The sequence below is a fragment of the Arthrobacter sp. DNA4 genome (genome assembly GCF_024362385.1).
Taxonomy (GTDB): Bacteria; Actinomycetota; Actinomycetes; order Actinomycetales; family Micrococcaceae; genus Arthrobacter.
Map to the genome: position 1 here is coordinate 4389431 of NZ_CP101466.1, position 24644 is coordinate 4414074.

A 24644-nucleotide genomic window follows, 5' to 3' on the forward strand; every position below is an offset into this window, starting at 1 on the left:
TCCAGTACCTGCCACCCATGACCCCCACGGGACCAGCCGCTTAGGCTTCAAACCGGGCCCAAAGAGGCCCGTTGCTGTCAGTTCCGGAAAACGGGGGCGCACAATGAAGCCCATAAGGTTGGTGCTCGCGGCCTGCCTGCTTATGACATGGCAGGCCGGCCCCGCCCATGCAGAATCAGACCCCGCCCTGCAGGGCGGGGTCCCTTTGGGCAATGACATCTCCTGGCCGCAGTGCGGCGCTGATCTTCCGGCGCCCCCGGCATTCGCGATAGTGGGCGTGAACGGCGGCCGCCCGGACACTGTCAACCCGTGCCTGGATGCCCAGTTGGCGTGGGCGGACCAGAGCGCGGAGTCGGCCGGAGGAACGCCGGCGGCGGTGTATGTGAACACCGCCGCTACCGGGCCCGCGGAGTGGTTGTGGTGGCCGGCGGACAACACCTACGGGGGCGGCGCGGTCAGCAACCCGTATGGATTGTGTGACGGCACCGCGTCCCCGGCCTGCGCTTACGTTCACGGCTACGCCATGGCTGCCACTGATGCCGCAATCCTGAAGGGAGTGGACGGCGGCGGGGCACGCCGGCTGTGGTGGCTGGACGTTGAAACCGGAAACAACTGGTTATGGGACAAGGCAGCAAATGCAGCTGAGCTGGAAGGCATGACCGCCTACCTGCAGGGGACCGGGGCGGAAGTGGGCATCTATTCCACTTCCTACCAGTTCGGCGAAATTGTGGGCGGGGTAAGTCCTGGCAGCAACCTGTACGCCCTCCGGAACTGGTTGGTAAGCCCCGACTCGGCCTGGTCCGCAAAAGAGTATTGCGCGTCCGACCCCCTGACACCAGGCGGGACCGTCACCACAACCCAGTTCACCGAGAACAACCTGGACTACAACTACCGGTGCCCGGCCGCCGCTCCGCCACCCACTCCGACGCCCGTTCCAGTGACTCCTCCGCAGCCTGCCCCGCAGCCCTCCCCACCTGCCCCGCAACCCGAACAGCCCAGGTCCACCCGGTACGTGGAACTGCACGCCGCACAGATTGCGTGAGGGCGGCGATAGCCAGGGACAAACAAGACTTACCGGGCACCCGGCTGCGGCCGCCCGGAAAAAGGATCCCTGCGGTCCATCGGTGGAGCGGGCGGCGGGGGCTTCGACAAGGAGAAACGGGTGGCAGTGGCAGCCCCGCCGGCGCCCAGGACCCCGCCCAGTACAGCGGTGGACTGGACCAACGACGGATCCTTGCTGGCGCCCACAAGCTCTGCCGCCTCCTCGTAGCCGGTCAGGCGGTGCCCGGGTCCCAGGCCGGCGTCTTCTCCGCCGCGCACGTACAGGTCATTGGTCACGGTCACGGTGACCTGGTTCCGGGCGTCCCGGTTCGGCAGCCCATCAGTGCCCGGCACCCAGTCCGTGCGGTGTTCCAGGTGAAGAGTGCTGACCTCCGGCGCGGGCGTGATGCGGGCAACGGGAGATCCGGCCGTTAGGACGTACTTCAGGCGGTACTCCCTGAGGACGCCCTCATCCGCCGCCAGGTTCATGGCATGGATGCCGCCCTGGCTGTATCCCACCGCCACCACCTCAGCCCCCGGTTCCGCACCGGCGGCCCGAAGTGCCTGGAGGACAGCGGCATTCACCTGCTCCGAATTGCTGCCCATCCCGTCGACGATGCCGGAAAGATCGAAAGGATTGGTGCCGTGGTCGGCGTCGTTCATCTGTGTCCCGGGAACCACCACGACGTAGGCCTTTCCGCCGCCGGTATCCACCTCGATAACTTCGATGTAGCCGCTGCCGCGCTCCTCGATCAGCCTGACCCGCTCAAGCAGCCCGGCGGGCGTGGCGTCGAGGTCGATGCGCAGGCGCTCCTCCTGCCTGACTGTTACAGGGCCCGGGCGCAGCGACGGGACGAGCCAGCCAACCGCCGGTTTGATCCCGGGAAGGACCGTAACGGCATTCGCCAGCACTGATTCAGTGGCATCACCGTTCAGGAAGCCTGTGCGCCAGAAATCAACGTGCTTCTGCAGTTCCACGTCCGGTTCCGACAGACCCAGCATCCACTGCATGTGGGCAGTGGATTCGGCCATTTCGTAATCCCACCTGCAGCTGCGCACCTGTCCACTGATCCGCTGCAGTTCCAGGCGGACTTTCTGGACCGCATCCCGCGCCTCCCCCACCGCGATGAGCGCCGCGGAGCCTGTGGCGCGGGGTTGGTCCTGGTAGGGACAAAGCTCCTGCCAGGCCCCAAAAAGCTCCGCCTCAACGGCGGTGAGCCCCCTGGCGAGCCCATCCAGCTTCACGGCTCCCGCCTCCAGTTCCTCCAGCTGCACCGTGATGCCACCCACGCCTCCGGATATTGTCAGGATTCCGTCCGGAGGAGGCGGCGAAACATGAAGGGGGCCGCCTGATCCGGAGGGAGTTGCGTCCGCCATCAGAACCCTCCGTCAGCTGGACAATTGGCTGTCAACGCTGCACGGGCATGGACGGCCACTGCGGCAGAAGCCTCCCGGATCCGGTCCAGGGCCCGCCGTACTGCCACCGCCTGCAGGCTCACGGAATCGCGGTATGCCTGTCCGGCCGGCGACTGCCAGTCCTCCAGCTGGATCTGGTGAAATCCCGCCAGCACCTCTTCAGTCCGGTCCGATGACCGGGCCACCTTCCTGCCCACCTCCTGGACTGCGAGGCTGATGCCCGGCCCGCGACCCCATATCCCGTCCATCAAACCGTCCCCCCGTCCCAGCTTCCTGCCCGGCGCCCGTCCCGGCCTCCCCGGCCGGACAACCGCCCCAACCGTGCCGCTCCCAACGCTAGGCACGCGCCGCTGCCCACGTAAGCGCCGCCGTCGGCTATGTGGACAAGTAACGTGGACGATCCGCTTAAGGCGGTGCCGGACTTCATGAAAGAATCAGCACATGCCTGAAACTGCCGCCACAGCTGATACCCGTACGCCCTCAGGACGCCTGGCCCTCGCCGCGTCATCGGAAAAAATCGCTCTTGGACCCCTGGACGGCCGTTACCAGTCCGCCGTCGCGCCCCTCGTGGACTACCTGTCCGAGGCCGCCCTGAACCGGGACCGCGTGGCCGTGGAAGTTGAGTGGCTTATCCACCTGACCAGCAACAACGTCCTTCCCGGCGCCGGACCCCTGAGCGCCGAACAGCAGGACCGGCTCCGCGCCATCGTCACCGAATTCGATGCAGCGTCGGTGCAGGAGCTCGCCGACATCGAAGCCGTGACCGTGCACGACGTGAAGGCTGTGGAGTACTACATCGGCCGCCGCCTCCCCGCAATCCGCATTGAAAACCTGACCGCCATGGTCCACTTCGGCTGCACCTCCGAGGACATCAACAACCTCTCCTACGCTTTGGGCGTCAAGGGCGCTGTGGAGGACGTGTGGCTCCCGGCAGCCCGGGCCCTGGTGGCCCAGATCAGCAGGATGGCGGAGGACAACCGGGCGGTTCCCATGCTGTCCCGCACCCATGGCCAGCCGGCCACCCCCACCACGCTGGGCAAGGAACTGGCCGTCATCGCGCACCGCCTGACCCGTCAGCTGGACCGGATCGCGAAGACCGAATACCTGGGCAAGATCAACGGTGCCACCGGCACCTACGCCGCCCATGTGGCCTCCGTCCCGGGCGCCGACTGGCAGCAGGTCTCCAGGTCGTTCGTCGAAGGCCTGGGCCTCACCTGGAACCCGCTCACCACGCAGATCGAAAGCCACGACTGGCAGGCCGAGCTCTACGCCGACGTGGCCCGCTTCAACCGCATCCTGCACAACGTCTGCACCGACGTCTGGAGCTACATCTCCATTGGCTACTTCGCGCAGATCCCGGTGGCCGGGGCAACCGGCTCGTCCACCATGCCGCACAAGGTCAACCCCATCCGCTTCGAGAACGCCGAGGCCAACCTGGAGATCTCCAACGGCCTGCTGGACACCCTGGCCGCCACGTTGGTGACCTCGCGCTGGCAGCGCGACCTCACCGACTCCTCCAGCCAGCGCAACATTGGCGTCGCATTCGGGCACTCCCTCCTGGCCATCTCCAACGTGGCCAAGGGCCTGGAGCGCCTGGATGTTGCCGAGGACGTCCTGGCAGCGGACCTGGACACCAACTGGGAGGTCCTGGGCGAGGCAATCCAGATGGTGATGCGGGCCGAGGCAATCGCCGGCGTCGAAGGCATGGAAAACCCCTACGAGCGCCTCAAGGACCTCACCCGCGGCCAGCGCGTGGATGCCGCCCGCATGCAGGAATTCGTGCAGGGCCTGGGCCTTTCCCCGGAGGCCGAGGCACGCCTCCTGGCCCTCACCCCCGGCCGTTACACCGGCATCGCGGACCAGCTGGTGGACCACCTGAAGTAGGCACTGCGCCGGCAGGCCTGTTGGCAGGGCAGGAAGCACGACGGCGGCGCCGGGCTCACGTGGGCCCGGCGCCTTCGTTTTGGAGCGGCACCGTGACGGACAGTTCCGCTGTGCGCCCGCAACCAGCGAGGGGTGGGAAACTGGGAACATGAAGTTGCTCCTGATCCGCCACGGCGAAACCCCCGGCAACGTACTGGGCCAGTTGGACACCGACCATCCCGGCCCCGGGTTGACCGAACTTGGCGAACGGCAGGCAGAAGCCATGGCGCGGGCGCTTGCCAACGAACGCATCGAGGCGCTGTACGCGTCCACGTTGATCAGGACCCAGATAACGGCCGCACCGTTGGCACGGCTGCACACCCTTGACGTTGAGGTGCTCGAGGGGCTGCATGAAATCGAGGCCGGATCACTGGAGAAGCTCACAGACCACGAATCCCATAAGCGCTACATGGGCACCGTGATCTCCTGGGCTGCCGGCGACCTGGACCGGCGCATGCCCGCGGGGCCCGACGGCCACGCCTTCTTTGACAGGTTCGATGCTGCCATCGCACTGGTGGCCGGGCGGGCGGAACGGCAGCAGCACGGCACCGTTGCAGTGGTCAGCCACGGCGCCGCCATCCGTACTTGGGCGGGGCTGCGGGCCGAGGGTGCAGACCACGAGTTCGCTGCACGCCATGTCCTGGCCAACACCGGAATCGTGGCGCTCGAGGGCAGCTTGACGACCGGCTGGACCCTGATCCACTGGGACGGAAGCCCGGTGGGCGGCCTTGCCCTGGCAGACCCGACCGCGGAGGACCCGACAGGTCGGGACGTAGCCGCCCCCTAGGCCTGCTGCCGGTGGCGCCGGGAGGGAAGTGCCCGCTGCGCGGGACACGGACGGGCGACGATCCCGCCGGGCCTGCTCCCGCGGGCCCCTTGAAAGCCTTCACTGCGGGACGGTACCCCGGGTATCAGCCGCGCTGCCATCGCTGCGGCAGCTGCCGCCGTCGGCCGTTCCCGGGGATCCATGGCCGTAACGGACCGCAGCAGGGGAACCCAGGCGCCAAGGTGGCCGGGGATGTCCGGGGACCGCAGGGTGCGGGCCACGAGGGATTCGATGGCGGTGCCGGGAAACGCTTTGGTGCCCGTGAGGAGCTCCAGCAGGACCAGCCCCATGGCGTACACATCCCAGGACGGCGCCGCTGTCCCGCCGGATGCCTGCTCGGGGCTCATATAGTGCACTGTGCCGGACGAGATTCCTGGCTCGGGCGCCGAGCCGGTTGCGGTGGCAATCCCAAAATCGATGATCCGGACCGGACTTCTCCGCAGGCCGCTCAGCATCAGGTTTGCGGGCTTGATGTCACGGTGCACCAGCCCGTTGGAGTGAAGGTACGCGAGCGCACCGAACAGGCCGCGGGCCCAGAGGGCCACATCAGCGGGGGTGGGACTTTCCAGCCGTATGGTTTCGGCCAGGGTCGCCCCCAGGGCCAGCTCCTCCACAAGATAGGGCCGTCCCGCATGGCTCCCGCCGCCGCCCACCACGCCCTGGCCCAGCAGCTTCACGATGGATGGGTGGGTGAGGCCGGCAAGGACGGAAGCTTCGTTCCGGATCCGCTGGTGCTGCTTCCGGCCGCTGGCTGCCGCGATCTTCACGGCCACCTCCGGACCGCCCTCCAGGTCCACCGCCCGAAAGACTTCGGCAGCTGCTCCCCTGCCGAGGCGCTCCCTCAGCTGGTAGCGGCCTGCCAGCGGCGCAGCGGCATTCAGCGACGAATGCGTGGGCGCCGGCACTGCCGTCCCCGCGGCACTCATGCGGGAAAGGCTGCGGTATGGTGTGCGCCGCTGGAATCAGTCGTCCATGCATCGAGCTGGAACCCGCAGGCGCAACGCCACACAGGCGGAAGTTCGGTGCTTCCGGCATCGGTCGGGGCAAAGGTGTAGCTGGCGCGCTCCCACCCGAGCGCCGGCGTCACCAGCTGCATCGGTGAACCGCAATGGACAGCGGCCTTTCCCTGCGGCGCTGTGGTGCCGTCCAGGGTGGATCGCGTCAGGTCCAGGTGCCCATCCGGGATGGTCGCACCCATGCGGGGCTCACGCGGTGAAACTTCGGTGAAAGAAACCAACACACTCACGACTCCGTTGTGAAGCAACTTCAGGAACAATCGTAAGCTTACATATAACTAGCCGAACTAGCTAGTCAGGCTAGTGAACTTTTAATTCCGCGCCTTCGCCCGCCTGGAGCGATTCGGTCATGCGCTGGAGGAAGTCGACCACAGTCCGGGCCTCCTCTGCGGTCAGGCCTTCAGCAACCACCATCATCCGGCGATGCATGGCACCGAGGGTCTCCCGGACCTCCTTGTCCGACTCCCCGGTGGGGACCACCACCACGGAGCGGCGGTCGGAGGGGTGCGCCTCCCGGCGGACATGCCCGCTGGCTACGAGGCGGTCAATCAGCGAGGTGGTGGAAGCGCTAGTAATATTGAGGAACCGGCTGAGATCCTTGGGGACAACCTGCTTGCCAGACGCCTGGACCCTCAGCAGGTACCGCAGGGCAAGGATGTCCGTCTCGCCCATGCCCATGGAATCCCTGGTGCTGCGGCGGATTTCGGTCTCGGCCGCCCGGTAGTCCCGGAGCGCCTTCAGTACCGCCGCACTGTAGTCCAGTTGCCCGTCGGGTCCGTACCAGTAGCCGGATCCCTCGTTGCCCATAGAAGCCATGGCATCATTTTAGACCAACTGGTAACTAGACCGCCAAGTAACTTCCTTTCCCGGCCGCCGGAGGCGTTATCCCGGTGCTAACCGCCAGGAAACACCTGCGTAACTCCCCGCGCCTAGCCTTATCAGGCATACCCCTCCGGCGAATCGAGGAAGATATGCAGACCAACCCCAGGCTCAACATCCGGCAGGTCTCCTGGTCCAATCCCGTTGGCGCGGACCTTCGCCGCGCGCAGCAGGCCGAACTCGACGCCCGCTTTGGCCGGCCCGACCACGAGCCCGGGCCGCCGCCGTCGGGCGCAGACTGCGCTGTCTTCCTGGTGGCCTACGACAAAGGATCGGGGCAACCGGTGGGCTGCGGTGGGCTCCGGCTCCTGGATGGAACAACCGCCGAAATCAAGCGGCTCTACGTGCTGCCCTACACCCGGGGCTCCGGCGTCGCCAGCTCCATCCTCGCGGCACTGGAAGCCGAAGCGTTCAGCCAGGGCATCACCAGGATCAAGGCCGAAGCCGGATCGGCGCAGCCTGACGGCCGGAACTTCTACGAGAATTCCGGATTCGAATCCATCCCGAACTTCGGGCCCTACATCGGCGTGGAGCACTCGCACTGCTACGCCAAGCGCATCAACGCCCACAGCGCCGCCCAGACCGCCATGGCCTAGCACCAGCTCCGTCACACTCGGATCGCGGGCAGCAGCTTGGGTAACCTCGGCCTATGGAAACAGCAGACATCACCTTCCGGACCCGCAAATGGGTCCGGCCTGAGGACCTCAACGCCAACGGGACCCTCTTTGGCGGCAGCCTGCTGAAATGGATTGACGAAGAAGCCGCCATCTACGCCATCCTCCAGCTGGGAAACGGCCGCGCAGTCACCAAGTACATTTCGGAGATCAACTTCGTCAGCTCCGCGGTCCAGGGCGACCTGATCGAAATGGGACTGACAGCCACGCGGTTTGGCCGGACCTCGCTGACGATGCGTGCCGAGGTCCGCAACATGATCACCCGGCAAAGCATCCTCACCATCGAGGAGATCGTTTTCGTGAACCTGAACCAGGACGGGAAGCCCGAGCCGCACGGCTACACGGAAATCACCTACGACAGGGACAGGATCCCCACCCACCACCTCAGCGGGACCGCCGTCAAGGACTGACGCCGCCCACGACAAAGGTTTTCCCCGGGTTTACGCCGAGGGCCCCAGCCGTTTCACCAACTGGTCCAAAGTGAGCAGCCGGGCTGTTTATCGAATCGATAGCTATAACAGCCCGTTTTTCGTCATGCCCGGCTATAGGCTGTGCGGACATGCTCCGATTCCAGTCCAGAAATGAGTCCTGATCGTGCGTACATTGAAGACTTTGGTTGCCGCCGCCGTTGCCGCCACCCTGCTCGCCGGCTGCGGCGGGGCTTCCACCCCGCCGGCTTCGACCGGTGAGGCCTCCGGCGCTCCGGCAGGAGCCTCCGGGGACACCCTGGTGATCTACACCAACTCCAACGGCGAAGGCCGGGGCGACTGGTTGGCCGCCAAGGCGGCCGAGGCCGGATTCAAGATCGAAATCGTGGGGGCCGGGGGCGCCGATGCCACCAACAAGCTCATTGCGGAGAAGAACAACCCCATCGCCGACGTCGCCTTCGGCCTGAACAACATGTACTTCTCGCAGGTCAAGAACGAAGGCGCGCTGGAGGCCTACCAGCCCGCATGGGCCGGCGATGTGGACAAGGGCCTGGGCGACGGCGAGACCTACTGGCCCCTGGTGAAGCAGGCGATCCTCCTGGGCTACAACTCGGACAAGATCAGCAAGGACGCCGCACCAAAGGACTGGACGGACTTGTGGACCAAGGATGAGTTCAAGAGCCGCTACGAGCGGGTCACCGGCCTGGGCACGGCCACGGCGCAGCTGGTTTTCGCCGGCATCCTCTCCCGGTACCGGGACGACTCCGGGGATCTGGGGATCTCCGACGACGGATGGAAGCAGGTTGAGCAGTACTTCAAGAACGGCAGCCCCGCAGTGGCCAAAACCGACCTGTTTGCCCGCATCGCCTCCGGCGAAGTGGACATGGGCCAGATGCCGTCCTCGATCATTGCCGACCGCGAAAAGTCCTTCAAAGTGAACGTGGACACGGTCATCCCTTCTGTGGGGGTCCCCCTTGCCGTGGAGCAGATCGCCCTGGTGAAGGGAACCAAGAAGAAGGAGCAGGCGCAGAAGTTCATCGACTGGTTCGGCAGCGGAGACGTCCAGGGTGAATTCGCGCAGAAGTTCAACTCCATGCCGGTCAACAAGGCCGCCCAGGCAAAGGCCAATCCCGAGGTGGTGGACTTCTTTGCCGGCCTTAAGCAGCAGGACATCGACTGGGACTTCGTCCAGAAGAACATGGGCGCCTGGGTGGAGAAGATCGAACTCGAGTACATGACGTAACCCCGCACTGCCAGCCGCCGTTCCCGCGTTCCATCAGACAGGGTTGCCATGATCCGCTTGGAAGACATTGAAGTTACCTTTGGCGGTTTCACCGCCATTCCGCATCTGGACCTGCATGTCCAACCGGGCGAATTCTTCACCCTGCTGGGGCCCTCCGGCTGTGGAAAGACGACGGCGCTGCGCACCCTGGCCGGCTTCATCCAGCTTACCAGGGGTACCGTCCGGGTGGACGGGAAGGACGTGACCCGCCTTCCAAGCGACAAGCGGCAGGTGGGCATGGTGTTCCAGAACTATGCGCTGTTCCCGAGCATGAGCGTATGGGAGAACATCGCCTTCGGGCTCCGGGTCCGGAAGGAAAAACCTGCCGACAGCGACCGCCTGGTGCGGGACATTGCACGGCGCGTGGAACTCAGCGACGAGCAGCTGGCGAAGAACGTGGCCGAGCTGTCCGGCGGCCAGCAGCAGCGCGTGGCTGTTGCCCGCGCCCTGGTGCTGCGGCCCAAGATCCTGCTGCTGGACGAGCCACTGTCCAACCTCGACGCCAAGCTCCGGCACCAGCTGCGCCAGCAGCTCAAGGACCTGCAGAGCGAATTCGGCATCACCACCGTGTACGTCACCCACGACCAGGACGAGGCCCTTGCCATGAGTGACCGGGTGGCGGTCTTCAACAAGGGGGTGGTGGAACAGGTTGGGACGCCCCAGGAAATCTACGACCATGCCGCTACGGAGTTCGTCTGCAACTTCATTGGTGACAGCTCAGCCCTGACGCCGGACTTCGTGGCGGAGGTCAACCGGCTCTCCGGTGCCGGCCTCAGCACGGATGCCAAGTCCTACCTGCGCGTGGAAAAGGCCTCCCTGGACCGGCCCGCGGACGGGGGCACCGCCGTCGGGCTTGCCGCCACCGTGGTCTCCCGGACCTACCACGGCCTGCACAGCCGGTATGTGGTCCGCAGCCATGGCGCGGACATCCGCCTCCTGGTCCGGGAAGACGGCGCCGCACACCCTGAGGCCGGCACGGCTACAACGGTCTACGTCCAGCCCGGGCACATCCTCCAGTACCATCCGGGAACAGGCGCCGCCCTTGCACAGGACCAGGCGGTCGCCCTGCCATGAGCAGCACCAACGCGGTGCGCAGCATGGCCCGCTCCCCTTTCGTCCTGGTGGTGGGGGTCATCCTCACCTGGTTCATAACCGCGTTCCTGGTGTGGCCCAACGTGAACATCCTGATGGCCACGTTCTTCCCCGACGGCAGCTTTTCGGGGCGCGCCGCGGAGAAGCTGTTCTCCTCCCAGCGGGCCATGAAGGCACTGGGCAACAGCTTCCTGCTGGCCGTGGCGCTGTCCGTCACCGTCAACCTGGTGGGCGTCTTCATCGTCCTGGTGACGCAATACTTCAGGATCCGCGGCTCGAGGATCCTGTTCCTGGGCTACGCCTCCACCTTCATTTACGGCGGCATCGTGCTGGCGGCGGGGTACAAATTCATCTACGGGGACAAAGGCATCGTCACGTCGCTGCTGGTCCGGGTTTTCCCCGGAATGGATCCCGGCTGGTTTTCCGGGTTCTTTGCCGTGCTGGCGGTCATGACCTTTGCCACCACCACCAACCACATGCTGTTCGTTGCCAATGCCCTCAAAGGCATCGACTACCAGACCATCGAGGCCGCGCGGAACCTTGGCGCCTCCACATGGACCATCCTGCGGCGCATCGTCCTGCCGATGCTCAAGCCCACGCTGTTCGCCGTCACCATCCTGTCCTTCCTCACCGGCCTGGGCGCCCTGAGCGCCCCGCAGGTGCTGGGCGGCCGTGATTTCCAGACCATCACACCGATGATCCTGACGTTCACCAACAGCCCCACCTCGCGTGACCTGGCGGCGCTGCTGGCCGTGATCCTTGGCCTGGCCACCATGGTGATGCTCGCCGTGATGTCCCGGCTGGAGAAGGGCGGCACCTACTTTTCGGTGTCAAAGGTGTCTTCCGAGCTGCAGAAGCAGGACATTGCCAACCCCGTGGCCAACGTGGCCGTGCACGCCGTGGCCTATCTCCTCTTTGCCGTCTACACGCTTCCCGTGGTGCTGATCGTGCTTTATTCGTTTGCCGACGGCGCGGCCATCCAGACCGGACAGCTCTCGTTTTCCAACCTGACGCTGGACAACTACGTCCGCGTCCTCACCCAACAGTCCGGGCTGCGGCCGTTCATCGTCAGTGTGGTGTACAGCGCACTGGCGGCGGTCATCGCCGTGGGCGGCCTGCTCTTCGTGGCGCGGCTGCTGCAGAAGTACAAAAACTGGGTGGCCTCAGCCTTCGAGTACCTGCTGCACATCCCGTGGATCCTGCCCTCCGCGCTGCTGGCCCTGGGACTGATCGTCAGCTACGACCACCCCAATCCTCTGGTGGGCGGCGCCGTCCTCACCGGAACAACGGTGATCCTGCTCATCGCCTTCGTCACGGTAAAGATCCCGTTCACGCTCCGGATGCTCAAGGCGTCCTTTGCCGCCGTCAACTCTTCCCTGGAAGAGGCCGCCGCCATCATGGGCGCCAAGACGCTGTATGTCTTCCGGCGCATCCTCCTGCCGCTGGTACTCCCGGCGGCAGCAGCCATCACGGCCCTGAACTTCAACAGCCTGCTGGACGACTACGACACGGCGATCTTCCTGGCCCATCCGCTGGTGCAACCGCTGGGCCTGGTGATCAAAGCCAACACCGACGGGGCCGAAGGCACCGAGGGGATCGCGAACACCTTCGTCTACACGGTGCTCCTCATGGTCATCACCGGGGTGACGATGTATCTCGTGTACGGCAGGTCCGGGCGGCGGAAGAACAGGAAGCAACTGCCCGCAGCTCCGGCCGGCCCGCAGGTCTCCGGCGCCGGACTTCCCGGCGCCCAGGCGCCGGGTGAGGACGACGCCACGCGCCCGGCAGCTGCCGTCCGCTGACTATCTCTCCGAACCGCTCCCGACGGCGGTCCGTGCGTTCCGCCGTCGGGCCAGGTTGAGCATGCGGTCACGCAGCGGCTGGGCACGGTCTGCCAGGGCGACTCGTCCGAGTGCCGAGGAGGCCACGCTCACGGCGCGGGTGCGGAGCCTCCGCTGCCGGTTGTAGGCACTCAGCGCCTGGTCCTGGTCCTGGCCGTCAGGCGCGTTGTTGAGGAGGTCGGCCAGTGTCACGGCGTCCACCAGCGATTCGCAGGCGCCGCGGCCAAGGGTGGGCATCATGGCGTGCGCGGCATCGCCGATGAGCACCATCCGGCCGCTGACGTAGGAGCGCAGATGCGGCACTGTCCACAGGCGCTGGACGAGGCATTCCTCCGGCGTGGCTGTGGCGAGGGCGCGACGGATGGCAGGTGCGTGGTCCGCAAAGCGCTCCCGGGCCTGTTCCAGGGCTGACGGAACATCAATTCCGTAGGGGCCCAGTCCTGACCGGTAACTGGCGTACCAGAAGGACCCGCCCCGGGCGGCGGCCATGCCGAACAGGTCGCCGCGGCCCCAGTACTCGCCCACCTCGTCCGGAGCGACCGGCGTCGGGAGGGTTCCCCGGAGGGCAAGGTAAGGCGTCAGGCGGGCCTCGGTGGCGCTGCCCCATCCCGCACGGCGAACCATGCTGTGGACGCCGTCGGCGCCCACGACGAGGCTGCCGTCCGCGGGGACTGACTGCACGGTGTCGGTGATCCGGCGAACGGCGGCGGGCACGGCGCCATCCAACAGCCGGACCAGGTCGATCCGGGAAATGCCGAACATCTCCCCGGCATCGACGGTGATCCACGGTTCACCCTGGGCGTTCCGGACCGATCCGCTCCCCAGCACCGGGCTCACGGCCCGCGCCTGGTCCAGTATTCCCAGCCGGGCCAGGGCGCGTTGGGCGTTGGGCCACATGCCGAGGGCGTTGCCGACGGTGGGCAGTTCCGGCCGTTTCTCGTGCACCGTCACGCGGAAGCGGTTGGGGTCCAACGCCGCAGCAAGGGCCAGCCCGGCAATGCCGCCGCCAACAATCGTGATCGTTTCCATGCGCCTCATTTTACTACTTTTGTAGTGAACCGGAAGGGGCCCGATTACACTGAACGCATGCCGGACCGACGTACCCAGTTGCTCGATGCCGCCCTGGCCGTGGTGGCGGACAAGGGCATGAAGGGGCTCACCCACCGGGCCGTGGACACCGCCGCAGGCCTCTCGGAAGGCACCACGTCCAACTACTACCGGAACCGCGCAGCCCTGGTTGACGCCGCCCTGGACCGGCTTCTGGAACTGGACGCCGCCCTCCTCCGGGAACGGGGGCCTGCCGGTCCGCCCAAGGACGTGGGTGAACTGGCAGGCCAGCTCGCCTCCATGGTGGTGATGCTTGCCGGCCGTCACGCCGGCCTGACCCGGGCCCGGCTGGCACTTTCCCTGGACAAGCCGGACTCCGTGACGGCCGGTCACTTCCAGCTGGTGGGAGGCCTGGAACAGGCCCTTGCCGGGCTGGGAGTGCCGGACGCGCGGGCGCGGGCACGGGATGTGGCGGACTACGGCGACGGGGTACTGCTGCACCTGCTCACCGTGCGCCGGGATGAAGACCCCGACCCCAAGGCCATCGCGGCGGCCGTCCGGCGGCTGGTGGGCAATTGAGCCTCACCCAGCCGGCCGGCGTCGTCCTTCTCCAAATGCCCTAGGAGGAGGCGGGCCAGCCCGTGTAAGCCTCAGCCAGGTAGGCCCTGCCATGGCGGGAGGAGACCACGGAGTTCAGTTCGCCGAGCTGGCGGGCGCGGGAGAAGTCGTCCGCGTCGGCCGGGGTGTGCAGCATGGTGGTCATCCAGTAGGAGAACTGCTGGGCCTTCCACACCCTGTCCAGGGCGCGGTCGCTGTACGTGTCCAGGAGCCGGTCCGAGCCGGAGTTGTAGTGGCTGTCCAGCCCCTCGAAGAGGAACTTGACGTCGTTGATGGCCAGGTTGAGGCCCTTGGCACCGGTGGGCGGCACGGTGTGGGCGGCGTCGCCGGTCAGGAACAGGTTGCCGTGGCGCATCGGGGTGTGGACGAAGCTGCGGAACGGCAGGACCATCTTTTCCAGGACCGGACCCTCTTTAAGCTCGAAGCCGTTGCCGTTGACGCGGCTGCGGAATTCGGCCCAGATCCGGTCGTCATCCCATTCCGCCACGTTCTCCTTGGGGTCGCACTGGAAGTACATCCGCTGCACAGTTTCCGTACGCTGGCTGATCAGGGCGAAGCCGTTGGCCGAGTTGGCGTAGATGAGTTCGTCGGAGCTGCGCGGTGCCTCGGCCAGGATGCCGAACCAGGCGAAGGGGTACTCATGGAAGTACCACTTGCGGTGGGCCTCGGGGATCTGGAACCGGCAGTGGCTGCGCGAGCCGTCGGCGCCGACCAGGAAGTCGGCCTGGATCTCGAACTCGACGCCGTCGGCATCGGTGAACCAGACCTTCGGCTTGCCCTCCAGGTCGTGGACGGTGGTGTCGGTGACGCTGTAGCGGACATCGCCGCCGTCGTCCTTCCTGCGCGCGGCGAGGTCCAGGAAGACGTCCGTTTGCGGGTACAGCCACACGGATTCGCCCACGAGATCCTTGAAGTCGATGCGGTGGCTCTCGTTGTTGAAGCGCAGCTCGATGCCGTCATGCCGGTCGCCGTCGCGCAGCACCCGGTCCGAGACGCCGCTGTCCACCAGCAGGTTGACGGTTCCGTGCTCCAGGATGCCGGCGCGCACGGTGTGGGAGATTTCCTCGTGGCTGCGGATCTCGACCACCGTGGATTCGATGCCTGCCTTGGCCAGCAGATGGGAGAGCATCAGCCCTGCCGGACCGCCTCCCATGATGGCTACCTGGGTGGTGATGATTTTTCGTGCCATGGCTTTGTCTCGCTTCGTTGCGGGGGCCCGGGAAAGGGCCGGAATGGTTGCCTGGGTTCAGTGTGCGCCAGGACGGGTGACCGGCGTTACAGGCATTCCGTTGAACGGATCCGGGCAGGGGTGTGGAGGTGACCGGGTCAGGCTTCCGCCAGGCCCCGGGCAATGCCGCGGGCGGCCGTCTGCAGCGCCGGAACCAGCGCCTGCAGCCGCATTTCGCGCAGCGGAACCACGACGCCGATGGACGCCACCGCGCGCTGGCGGCGGGTAAGGACAGGCACGGCTATGCCCCAGGTGTCCGGATCCACCACGCCCTTCAGCTGCGCGAAGCCCTGGTGCGACGTATCGGCGAGCAGCGCGCGCACGTCATCGGCAGTCAGCTTTCCGTACGGGTCGTGGAACTGGCCGAGGTACTCATGCTGCAGGGCCTTGTCCTGGTGGGCCATGAGCGCCAGCCCGGCGGACGAGATATGGATGGGCATCCGGCCTGCCACCTGGGCGCGGTTGGCCACCGAGCCGCGCCGGGAGAGCCGCTCCACGAAGAGCGCCTCCCAGCCGTCCAGTACCGCCAGGTTCACGTTTTGGTTCAGGACCTGCTGGATGTCCTCCATGAAGGGCATGGCCGCCTGGCGCAGCGCCAGCGCCGGGGCGGCACGGTTCACCAGCTCCCAGAGCCGGAGGCCGGGGCGGACCATGCCGCCGGGGGCAGTCTCCAGCAGGCCATGGCCGGCGAGCTGGCCCACCAGCCTGTGCGTGGTGGTCAGTGGAAGGCCTGCACGCTCGGCAAGCTCCGACAACCGGAGGTCCGTGACGTCCTGGGGGAAGGCGGAGATCAGCCGCACAATCCGGTCCACCACCGAATCGCCCGAGCTTGAGTTCGCCACGTCCGCACGCCCTTCCGTTGAATGGGAAGTCCAGCGTACCGCGCTGGGCGAACGAAAGGCGGGTCCAACGAAAGGCCGGGCGCACCCCGGGCGCTTTCCCGGACGGCGGTCAGGCCGCCGTCGGGCCGTGATCCGGCCTGCGCCGCAGGCGACGCCACGCGCCGGGGGCGAGCACGACGGCAATGCCGACGACGGCGCCAATGACGGTCTCGATGATGCGGTCCCGCAGCAGGATGGATGCCGAGGCGGGGACCACCAGGAGCGTGGACACCAGCGCCAGGGGCGTCACGAACACCTGGGCCACAAGGTACTGGCGGATGATGAACATCTCCGCGCCGAACTGGCAGAGCGCCATCACCAGCACCGTCTGCCAGGGCTGCAGGCCCACCAGCAGGACGGCCGCCAGGACCAGCAGGCCCAGCACGGTGCCGATGATCCTTTGGATGCCGCGGCGCACCCGGTGCCTGGTGGTGTGCCCCACCAGCGGAACCACGGCGGCCACCATGGCCCAGTAGTTGTGGCCGAAGCCGAGGCGGCCGCCTGCCCACGTGGCCAACGAGCCGGCCAGGCCTGCCGCCACCAGGTAGCCGAAACCCTCAAGCCACGCCGTCCGCTTCTCTGCCGGGGTCCGCCGGATGCGGGGAGGCCTGGTCCAGGGGGTGCGGTGGCTGGGAAGAATCCGGGAGGAGAAGCCAATGAGCAGGGCGAACACCGTGGTGAGGACCGCGACCAGCATGCCCTGCCACAGCGGCGGCTGGTTGGGAATGGACGCGATGGCGGCAAAGGCGAAGATGTGGAAAAGCGATCCCGCCGGGCGCAGCCGCAGCCAGGAGATCGCCACCGAGCAGCCGCCGGCCACCAGGGTGGTGGCCAGGACCAGCAGCCAGGTGTGCGCGGCGGCATCCAGGCCCCAGGCAGGACCTATCCGGGCGGCGAGCGCGGCGAGGAGGATCACCAGCAGCATCAGCAGCCCCGCCCGCAGCTGCAGGACAAAACGGACGGCGTGCGGCTCCCCGCGGCCGTAGATTCCGGTGAAGGCACCGAACGACGCGAAGATTGCCAGGTCCAGCCGGCCCAGCAGCACCAGGGTGATCAGGGGTACGAAGACGCCGACGGCGCACCTCAGTGCCGGGTGGTGGTCCTTGTTGCCGGGGGCGATGCTGAACATCTCAGCAAGCATCTTCACGGGGGCAGCGCCTTCCTTGGGGGTGGATTCCGGGGTGGCGGCCGCGCTGACGTTCCTGGTAAATCCTACGGCCCGGACCCCCGGCACCGCCCGGTACGTTCCCATGAACGGAATCGGGAGGCAATGCGGCGGAAACAACGCCCCGTGATGCTTGAGTCATGAAGCGCCCTCCGCACAACACACCTGCCGCTGACCTGAGCTGCGAAGTCTGCGGCCGGATGCCGGAACCGCCCAAGGCGCGGCTGACCCTGGCGAACGTGGCCGCGATGCTGCCCATCGAGCTCCTGGTCCATGCGCTGGTGGTGGAGACCCACCTCCCCTATGTGGCGAAGGTGCTGGTGCTGACCCTCACCGCCACGGTCCTGGTGATCTGGGTGGCTGAGCCGTCCGCCGCCCGGATCCTGCGGGGCTGGCTGCATGCCCCGGCGCTGCGGCACCGCAACCGGCTGGCCGCGGCCCCGGCGCTGTGGCGGGCGCGGACGATGCTCCAGGACCAGCCCGGGTCGCTGCAGCGGGTGACGCGGGCGCTGTCCCGGCTGGATACGAACATCCTTGGCATCCACGTCCACCCGGTGCCGGGAGGGGTTCTGGACGAGTTCGTGCTCTCGGCTCCGGGCACCGTGGGCGAGCGGGAGTTGCTGGCAGCGCTCTCCGACGGCGGCGGGAGCCGTTCGCACGTTTGGCCCACCACCGCGCTTGCCATGGCCGACGGGCAGACCAGGGCACTGAGCCTTGCCTCGAGGATCGCGGCTGCCCCGGAGGAACTGCCCCTGGCGGTGGCCGAGCTGCTGCACGCAACGATTGTGCCGCCGTCGGACGCCGGCACCAAAGCGGCCGACGACGGCACCCGGCTTAAGATCCCCACGGCATGGCATGGCCCCATCACCTTTTCCCGGCCGGGCGAGCCGTTCACTCCGGCCGAATCAGCCCGGGCGCACCGGTTGGCGGAGCTTGCCGAGATCCTGTCCCATCGGCGCGAGGACTCCCGCGCCTAGGTCCACGGGCAGTCACAATCCGTTTGCAGGCCATCCGGGCCCTTCGGACCACTCAAACCCTTGACAGTGGCGGGAGTCACTTCTACCTTTGATTTTGGGATCCCAAATTGGGATCCCAAAAAAGCTCCCGCTCCACGCTCCGGATCGTCCAGCGGCTGCTCCCTCCGCGGGCCGGCCCCCTCCTGCCCGCGACGCACCACGCATCTTTTCGAACCCTCCCCATCCGTAAACTTCCCTGTGAAGGAGAAGCTGTGTCCATCCCAAACACCGAAACAACGGCCACGTCCGACGAGGCCGCACCCCAAACCGCCGAACAATCCGGAAAGGGCGGAACGCAACGGCGCACCTCCGTCCGCTGGAAAATGTTCCTGCTCCTGCTCGTTCTGGTTTCCGTCAACTACATCGACCGCGGCTCCATTTCTGTCGCGCTGCCCATCATCCAAAAGGAATTCAACCTCGCTCCGGAGTTGGTGGGCCTGCTGTTGTCCGCTTTCTTCTGGACCTACGCCCTGATGCAGGTTCCCGTGGGCTGGCTGATCGACAAATTCGGTCCCCGCAAGGTCATGACCGCTTCCTGCATCGGCTGGGGTGCTGCGACAGCGGCGTCCGGCATGGCCGGCGGCTTCCTGAGCATGTTCATCGCCCGGCTTGGAATCGGCGTGACCGAAGCCGGCGTGATGCCTGCCGGCGGAAAGCTCAACGCAATCTGGATGCACAAGTCCGAACGAGGCCGCGGCGCGACCATCCTTGACGCCGGCGCACCCTTGGGAGCAGGGCTGGGCGGCATCATCATCGCCGGCCTCATCGCCTCCACCGGCAGCTGGCGCTGGTCCTTCGTCATCGCCGGCGCCGCCACCGTCCTCATGGGCCTGGCCGTCTGGTGGTACGTCCGGGACAACCCCCGCCAGCACCGCGGCGTCAATGATGCCGAGGCCTCCTACATCGAAGCCTCCCACGCTGCCGAGGACGCCGAAGCAGCCATGGACGGCAGCAAGGGCAAGCGAGGCCTGCTCCCCTACCTCAAGTTCCGCTCCTTCTGGGCCATGTGCCTGGGCTGGCTGGGATTCAACGGCGTGTTCTATGGCCTGCTGACCTGGGGCCCGCTGTACCTGGCGCAGGCCAAGGGCTTCGACCTGAAGACCATCGGCTGGTCCACCCTGGTGATCTTCGGCGCCGGGTTCGTCGGCGAGATCATCGGCGGCACCATCGCCGACAAGTGGCGCGCCTCGGGCGCCTCCGCGAACATGGTGATGCGGACCCTCCTGGGCATCTCCAGCGCCATCGTCGTGGCGGGGCTGGTGGGCGTGACCGTTGTCCCGGACGCCACCACCGCCGTGGTCCTGCTCTCCGTGGTCCTGTTCTTCCTGCGCTGGGTGGGCCTGTTCTGGAGCATCCCCTCCATCCTGGGCGGCCGCACCAACGCCGGCGTCCTGGGCGGGGCCATGAACCTCAGCGGCAACATCTCCGGCTTTGTCACCCCCATCGTCGTCGGCCTGATCGTGGGCGCCACCGGCTCCTACACCTGGGCGCTGCTGTACTTCGTGGGTTCCGCCGTGATCATGGGCGCATCAGTGCTCACCCTGAACTACAACAAGCGGCTTCCTGTCTAAGCTGACCCTCGCAGGGAAACTTGCAACCGACGCCCCCGCAGCCGGGAGCCGTGCCGTACAAAATCCGAATGGAGCACCATGCTGACCGCAGAAGAGACCCAGGACAAGGACCGCCCCCTCCGCGAGACTGTCCGGGACACCCTCCGCACCCGGATTTTCGAAGGACACTACGCTCCCGGCACGCGGTTGGTGGAACGCGACCTGGCAGCCGAATTCTCCGTATCCCGGCTGCCGGTGCGCGAGGCACTGCGCATGCTGCGCCAGGAAGGCCTCATCAGCGACCGCGGCGCACGCGGGGCAGAAGTCAGCAGCCTTAGCCCCAAGGACGTGGAGGACCTGTTCGACGTCCGCCAGTCCCTGGAGGTGTTGGCCTGCAGGCTCGCCGCCAAGCGGGCCACCAGGGACGACCTCTCCTACCTCAAGCGGCTGCTGGACAACGCGGAGGCGTTCCTGGCCAAGGGGGCGGTGATGGAGGCACACCGCGCCAACAGCGAATTCCATGACGCCATCACCGCCATCGCCGACAACAACTTCCTCAAGTCCGCCCTGGAACCCCTTCAGGGCCGCATGCACTGGCTGTTCCGGCACGTCAGCGACCTGCCCGAGCTCATCCGCGAACACCGCGAACTCTATGCCGCCATCGCCAGCGGCGATCCGGACAGGGCAGCCGCCCAGTCCGCCTCCCACATTGGAAAGTACCGGGACAAGTTCCCTGAGGACTTCCAGAAGACCGAACCAGAATTCCACCGGAAGAGAAAATGAAACTCCTGGTCATCAACCCCAACATCAGTGCAGATGTCACGGCGCTGATCGAATCCGAGGCGCTCCGATCCGCCTCCCACGGCACTGAACTGCTGGTCCGGACGGCCGCCCACGGCGTCGAATACATCGAGACCCGCTTCGAATCCCTCATCGCCGCCGGAGCGGTGGCCGAAATCATCGCCGAACACACCCGCCCCGGAGCAGACCCGGTGGATGCGGTGGTGGTGGCAGCCTTCGGGGATCCGGGCATGCCTGCCCTCAAGGAACTCGCGGACGTCCCCGTCATCGGCATCACCGAAGCGGCCCTGTGCGCAGCCGCCCTGCAGGGCCACCGTTTTTCCATCATCGCCATCTCAGACCGGATCAGGCCCTGGTACCGCGAGTGCGTGGAGCGGTTCGGCCTCTCCGGCCGGCTGGCTTCCATCCGCTCCATCAACGACTCCCTGACCAGCATCGCTTCCGTCCAGCAGGACTTCAGGGAAACCCTGCTGGCACTGGGCCGGCAGGCCGTGGCCGAGGACGGTGCCGACGTCGTGATCCTCGCCGGCGCCCCGCTGGCCGGGCTTGCCCGGGAACTCAACGGACAGATTCCCGTCCCCGTGGTTGACGGCATTTCCGCCGGCATCCGCATGGCCGAAGCCGTAGCTGCACTGCAGTCCGGAACCCACCGCGCCGGCGCCTTCGCCCCGCCCCCGGCCAAGGACCGCAAAGGCCTCTCCGGCAACCTGGACGCGGCCCTCGCCGCCCGCCAGGAGCACGCCGGCACCCCGCAGCCCGCCACCTAAACAGACTTCACCACTCCAAGGAGGACACCGATGTCCCACCAGCCAGACCTCGTCATAGCCAACGCCACCGTCGTCAACAGCACGGGCCGGCAGGAAGCCCACATTGTGGTGCACGAAGGAAAGATTGCCGCCCTCGTGGACGCCGCCCAACCCGCCCCGGCGGCCGGCCGCACCATCGACGCCACGGGCAAGCTCGCGATCCCCGGCGGCGTGGACGGACACTGCCACGTCGCGCAGGTGACCGGCCGCTTCCGCACCCTCGACGACTACCGCACCACCTCCACCGCAGCGCTGTGGGGCGGCACCACCACCATCATCGACTTCGGCATCCCCCGCGATGCCCAGGAAACCCCGCTCGCCGCCGTCCTGCACAAGAAGGAACTCGCCACCCAGTCACGCTGCGACGTGGCCCTGCACGGCGCCGTGGTCAGCTGGGACGAGACCGTGCCGTGGCAGCTGGAGCAGTTGGCCGCCGAGGGCGTGCGTTCGGTGAAGATGTACACCACCAACCGCGGCACCACCATGGCCGACGGCGACACCATCCTGAAGGTGATGCGCGAAATGGTGCGGCTGGACGGCCTGGCCTACATTCATGCCGAGCACGATCCCATCATCGCCGACTGCACCGAACAGCACGCCCAGGATGGCCGGATCGGCATCGAACACCTGCACCGGACCCGGCCCGAACTGGCCGAGGAGATCTCGGTCAAGGAAACCCTGGCGATGGCCGAATACACCGGCGCACCGGTCTATTTCGTCCACCAGTCCACGCCCGGCGCCGTCGACCTGGTATCGCAGGCACGGGAACGCGGGCTTGAGGCGTACTCCGAGACCTGCCCGCACTACGTCACACTGGACGACACCGTCTACGCCTCCACCTTCCCCGAGTGGTTCGCCTGCTGCCCGCCCATGCGCAGCGCGGAAACCGTGGCCGCCCTCAAGGAGCGGCTGGCGTCCGGCGCCATCCACACCATGTCCTCCGACCACTCCTGCTACGACCTGTCACAGAAGCGCGAGCGCACCGATGACGTGCGCGCCATGCCGCACGGACTGCCCGGCGTGGAAACCCGGATGCCCGTCACGTTCAGCGCGATGACCTCCGCAGGCGCCACCGTTGAGCAGTTCGTCAGCGCGTTCGCTGCGGAGCCCGCGCGGATCAACGCCGTCCCCGGCAAAGGCCGCATCGCCGAGGGGTTCGACGCCGACCTGGTGGTCTTCGATCCAGCCGAGGAACGCACGGTCAACGGCGCCGCCCTGCACATGGGAACCGACTTTTCACCCTTCGACGGGAAGGCACTCACGGGCTGGCCCGCCGTCGTGGTTTCCAACGGGCGCGTGGTCCTGGACGCCGGCGGCTTCCACGACCCGGGTGCGGTGGGCCGCTTCATCAACCGCAACGGCTTCCGGCAGCACCAGTCCCCTGCCGCCGAAGCCTCCCACCTGCCTGCCGCCGTCCTCTAGGAGCCCCCATGCCAGCAACCACACGCCCCCGCAGGATCGGCATGATCGTGCCGTCCTCCAACACCTGCCTGGAACCCCAGACCTACCGCATCCTGGGCAGCCGCACCGACGTCACGGTGCACTTCACCAGGATCCCGGTCACCCGCATCGCCCTGGACGATTCCTCCAACCGGCAGTTCGACCCCGCCGTCATGGCGGAGGCGGCCACGCTGCTGGCGACGGCGGATGTGGACGTGATCGCCTGGAACGGCACCTCGGGTTCCTGGCTGGGGTCAGCGCACGACCAGGAACTGGCCGGCGGGATCACGGCCGCCACCGGGATCCCGGCCACCACCTCAACGCTGGCCTACCTTGAGGCCTTCCGGGCCTTCGGCACCGGGCGGATCGGCCTCTTCACGCCCTATACCGAGGATGTGAACCACCAGGTCATCGCATCCTACGAGCGGGAAGGCATCAAGACCGTGGATCACCGGGCGCTGGGCCTGAGTGACAACGAGTCCTTTGCCCGGGTCACCGACGACGAGATGCGTCCCGGCTCCCTGGAACTCGCCGCCGCGGCTCCCGACGCGCTGGTGTACCTGTGCACCAACCTGTACGGGGCCAACATCACCGCGGAGATCGAGCACGCCACCGGGGTCCCGGTGCTGGATTCAGTGGCAGTGACGCTCTGGCACGCCCTGAAACTGGCAGGCGCGCCGCTGCTGGACGCGCGCTGGGGCAGGCTGCTGGTGTAGCGGACCTGCCCCGGAAAATCCCTGCACCCGCAGGCCGTTACATGCGCAGGGTGAGGGCGCCGGGCTCCATGGTCATGAGCACGTGCTTGCCCTCGCCCTCGTGGTCGCCGTCCAGTTGGTAGTCGTCCTTGTGCTCCAGCGTGATCTCCACGGTCTTGCCCTGGAAGTACTCCACTGCGGTGTCTTTGCCCCGGCCCTTGCCGATCATGCCGGCCACCACGGAGAGCCACCCCAGCTTTCCGTGGTGGGGGGCCAGGACGGCGATGTCCAGCAGGCCGTCGTCCATCTTGGCGTCAGGGAAGATTTCCAGGCCGCCCTGGACTTTGCCGCAGTTGCCCACCATCACGCTGCGGACACCGCGGTGGACCACTGATTTCCCGTCGATCACCACGGTGGCCTTGACGGGTTTGCCGGGCAGGTTCCTGATCCCGGCGTCCACGTAGGCCAGCCAGCCCACCTTGTCCTTCAGGTCCTCATTGGTGTCCGCCATGATGGTGGCGTCGTAGCCCATGCCGGCCATGACCAGGAACAGCTGTTCCTTGTCCGGGTCGCTGCGGCGGGCGCGGACCACGTCGATCTTCCGTTCGGTACCGATCAGGGCCCCGGCCATGGCGCCGTCGTAGTCGGTGACGTCCATGCCCAGGTTGCGGGCCAGCAGGTTGCCGGTTCCCAGGGGCAGCAGGCCCATGGGGGTGTCACCGCCTGCCAGGACCTCGGCGACGCAGCGGACAGTACCGTCGCCGCCGGCGGCGATGACGATGTCCGCGCCCTGCGCCAGCGCCTCCTTGGCCTGGCCCACCCCGGGGTCCTCCTTGGTGGTTTCCAGCCAGATGGCTTCGCCCCAGCCGTTTTCCACGCAGTGCTTGGCCACCAGGCCGCGCACGTCGATGTCCACCGGCTTGGCGGGATTGACGATGATGGCGGCACGTTTGGGCGAAGTGGAGCTGGTCTCAGTCAT

The 24644-nt window shown here is 67.0% G+C and carries 25 protein-coding genes; 15 read left to right on the plus strand and 10 right to left on the minus strand.

The genetic code is table 11. The features are described 5' to 3' along the window. The first annotated feature begins 142 nt into the window (after positions 1 to 142). Entirely contained in the window at positions 143 to 1042 is a 900-nt protein-coding gene (locus NMQ03_RS20285; RefSeq protein WP_255173700.1) for a hypothetical protein, read from the plus strand. A gap of 29 nt (positions 1043 to 1071) precedes the next feature. Here the strand turns inward: NMQ03_RS20285 and NMQ03_RS20290 are convergent, their stop codons facing one another. Next, the gene (locus tag NMQ03_RS20290; RefSeq protein ID WP_255173701.1) at positions 1072 to 2331 is read right to left on the minus strand and encodes a hypothetical protein; all 1260 of its coding nucleotides are present in this window, start codon (positions 2329 to 2331) and stop codon (positions 1072 to 1074) included. A gap of 86 nt (positions 2332 to 2417) precedes the next feature. Beyond that, positions 2418 to 2705 carry a hypothetical protein gene (locus NMQ03_RS20295; protein ID WP_255173702.1) on the minus strand — a complete coding sequence of 96 codons (288 nt, stop codon included), beginning with the start codon at positions 2703 to 2705 and terminating at the stop codon, positions 2418 to 2420. 193 nt (positions 2706 to 2898) lie between these two features. Here NMQ03_RS20295 and purB point away from each other — a divergent pair, with 193 nt between their 5' ends. Both purB and NMQ03_RS20305 read left to right on the plus strand, forming a co-directional pair. After that, complete coding sequence (gene purB, locus NMQ03_RS20300; protein ID WP_255173703.1) at positions 2899 to 4341, plus strand: adenylosuccinate lyase; 1443 nt, start codon at positions 2899 to 2901, stop codon at positions 4339 to 4341. Between the two features lie 148 nt (positions 4342 to 4489). After that, the gene (locus NMQ03_RS20305; RefSeq protein WP_255173704.1) at positions 4490 to 5167 is read left to right on the plus strand and encodes a histidine phosphatase family protein; all 678 of its coding nucleotides are present in this window, start codon (positions 4490 to 4492) and stop codon (positions 5165 to 5167) included. Here NMQ03_RS20305 and NMQ03_RS20310 read toward each other — a convergent pair. From NMQ03_RS20310 to NMQ03_RS20320, 3 genes are all read right to left on the minus strand, one after another. After that, positions 5164 to 6132 (minus strand): serine/threonine-protein kinase, encoded by a 969-nt coding sequence (locus NMQ03_RS20310; RefSeq protein ID WP_255173705.1) that lies wholly within the window; start codon positions 6130 to 6132, stop codon positions 5164 to 5166. The two genes, NMQ03_RS20305 and NMQ03_RS20310, sit on opposite strands and share 4 nt — an antisense overlap. Further along, positions 6129 to 6446 (minus strand): hypothetical protein, encoded by a 318-nt coding sequence (locus NMQ03_RS20315; protein ID WP_255173706.1) that lies wholly within the window; start codon positions 6444 to 6446, stop codon positions 6129 to 6131. Before NMQ03_RS20315 ends, NMQ03_RS20310 begins: the two co-directional genes overlap by 4 nt. A 76-nt stretch (positions 6447 to 6522) precedes the next feature. After that, positions 6523 to 7038, minus strand: coding sequence for a MarR family winged helix-turn-helix transcriptional regulator (locus NMQ03_RS20320; RefSeq protein WP_255173707.1), 516 nt, complete (start codon positions 7036 to 7038; stop codon positions 6523 to 6525). Between the two features lie 155 nt (positions 7039 to 7193). On the opposite strand from NMQ03_RS20320, the gene NMQ03_RS20325 reads away from it, so the two are divergent. The 5 genes from NMQ03_RS20325 (at position 7194) to NMQ03_RS20345 (ending at position 12379) form a co-directional block, all read left to right on the plus strand. Then, positions 7194 to 7697, plus strand: coding sequence for a GNAT family N-acetyltransferase (locus NMQ03_RS20325; RefSeq protein ID WP_255173708.1), 504 nt, complete (start codon positions 7194 to 7196; stop codon positions 7695 to 7697). Positions 7698 to 7750: 53 nt separating this feature from the next. Continuing rightward, the gene (locus tag NMQ03_RS20330) at positions 7751 to 8185 is read left to right on the plus strand and encodes an acyl-CoA thioesterase (protein ID WP_255173709.1); all 435 of its coding nucleotides are present in this window, start codon (positions 7751 to 7753) and stop codon (positions 8183 to 8185) included. Positions 8186 to 8369: 184 nt separating this feature from the next. Continuing rightward, positions 8370 to 9446, plus strand: coding sequence for an extracellular solute-binding protein (locus tag NMQ03_RS20335; RefSeq protein ID WP_255173710.1), 1077 nt, complete (start codon positions 8370 to 8372; stop codon positions 9444 to 9446). Between the two features lie 48 nt (positions 9447 to 9494). Further along, complete coding sequence (locus NMQ03_RS20340; RefSeq protein ID WP_255173711.1) at positions 9495 to 10559, plus strand: ABC transporter ATP-binding protein; 1065 nt, start codon at positions 9495 to 9497, stop codon at positions 10557 to 10559. Continuing rightward, a complete protein-coding gene (locus NMQ03_RS20345) occupies positions 10556 to 12379 on the plus strand; it encodes an iron ABC transporter permease (RefSeq protein WP_255173712.1) in 1824 nt (607 codons plus the stop codon). Before NMQ03_RS20340 ends, NMQ03_RS20345 begins: the two co-directional genes overlap by 4 nt. On the opposite strand, the gene NMQ03_RS20350 is transcribed toward NMQ03_RS20345, so the two are convergent. After that, entirely contained in the window at positions 12380 to 13447 is a 1068-nt protein-coding gene (locus NMQ03_RS20350) for an FAD-dependent monooxygenase (protein ID WP_255173713.1), read from the minus strand. 57 nt (positions 13448 to 13504) lie between these two features. On the opposite strand from NMQ03_RS20350, the gene NMQ03_RS20355 reads away from it, so the two are divergent. Beyond that, a complete protein-coding gene (locus NMQ03_RS20355; RefSeq protein WP_255173714.1) occupies positions 13505 to 14044 on the plus strand; it encodes a TetR/AcrR family transcriptional regulator in 540 nt (179 codons plus the stop codon). Between the two features lie 40 nt (positions 14045 to 14084). Here the strand turns inward: NMQ03_RS20355 and NMQ03_RS20360 are convergent, their stop codons facing one another. From NMQ03_RS20360 to NMQ03_RS20370, 3 genes are all read right to left on the minus strand, one after another. Beyond that, positions 14085 to 15272 (minus strand): 4-hydroxybenzoate 3-monooxygenase, encoded by a 1188-nt coding sequence (locus NMQ03_RS20360; protein ID WP_255173715.1) that lies wholly within the window; start codon positions 15270 to 15272, stop codon positions 14085 to 14087. 137 nt (positions 15273 to 15409) lie between these two features. Then, positions 15410 to 16153, minus strand: a complete 744-nt coding sequence (locus NMQ03_RS20365) for an IclR family transcriptional regulator (RefSeq protein WP_255173716.1) — start codon at positions 16151 to 16153, stop codon at positions 15410 to 15412. Positions 16154 to 16262: 109 nt separating this feature from the next. Next, positions 16263 to 17339 carry an FUSC family protein gene (locus NMQ03_RS20370; RefSeq protein ID WP_255175687.1) on the minus strand — a complete coding sequence of 359 codons (1077 nt, stop codon included), beginning with the start codon at positions 17337 to 17339 and terminating at the stop codon, positions 16263 to 16265. 158 nt (positions 17340 to 17497) lie between these two features. Here NMQ03_RS20370 and NMQ03_RS20375 point away from each other — a divergent pair, with 158 nt between their 5' ends. From NMQ03_RS20375 to NMQ03_RS20400, 6 genes are all read left to right on the plus strand, one after another. Further along, a complete protein-coding gene (locus NMQ03_RS20375) occupies positions 17498 to 18334 on the plus strand; it encodes an amino acid-binding protein (RefSeq protein ID WP_255173717.1) in 837 nt (278 codons plus the stop codon). Positions 18335 to 18585: 251 nt separating this feature from the next. Next, complete coding sequence (locus NMQ03_RS20380) at positions 18586 to 19944, plus strand: MFS transporter (protein ID WP_255173718.1); 1359 nt, start codon at positions 18586 to 18588, stop codon at positions 19942 to 19944. A 78-nt stretch (positions 19945 to 20022) separates the two neighbouring features. After that, the gene (locus tag NMQ03_RS20385) at positions 20023 to 20706 is read left to right on the plus strand and encodes a GntR family transcriptional regulator (RefSeq protein ID WP_255173719.1); all 684 of its coding nucleotides are present in this window, start codon (positions 20023 to 20025) and stop codon (positions 20704 to 20706) included. Beyond that, on the plus strand, positions 20703 to 21491 hold the full coding sequence (locus tag NMQ03_RS20390) for an aspartate/glutamate racemase family protein (RefSeq protein ID WP_255173720.1): 789 nt from the start codon (positions 20703 to 20705) through the stop codon (positions 21489 to 21491). The genes NMQ03_RS20385 and NMQ03_RS20390 overlap by 4 nt, the downstream gene beginning before the upstream one ends. Positions 21492 to 21521: 30 nt before the next feature. Then, a complete protein-coding gene (locus NMQ03_RS20395) occupies positions 21522 to 22952 on the plus strand; it encodes an amidohydrolase family protein (RefSeq protein WP_255173721.1) in 1431 nt (476 codons plus the stop codon). Positions 22953 to 22960: 8 nt separating this feature from the next. Beyond that, a complete protein-coding gene (locus NMQ03_RS20400) occupies positions 22961 to 23686 on the plus strand; it encodes an aspartate/glutamate racemase family protein (RefSeq protein WP_255173722.1) in 726 nt (241 codons plus the stop codon). Between the two features lie 37 nt (positions 23687 to 23723). On the opposite strand, the gene NMQ03_RS20405 is transcribed toward NMQ03_RS20400, so the two are convergent. After that, positions 23724 to 24644 (minus strand): diacylglycerol kinase family protein, encoded by a 921-nt coding sequence (locus NMQ03_RS20405; RefSeq protein ID WP_255173723.1) that lies wholly within the window; start codon positions 24642 to 24644, stop codon positions 23724 to 23726.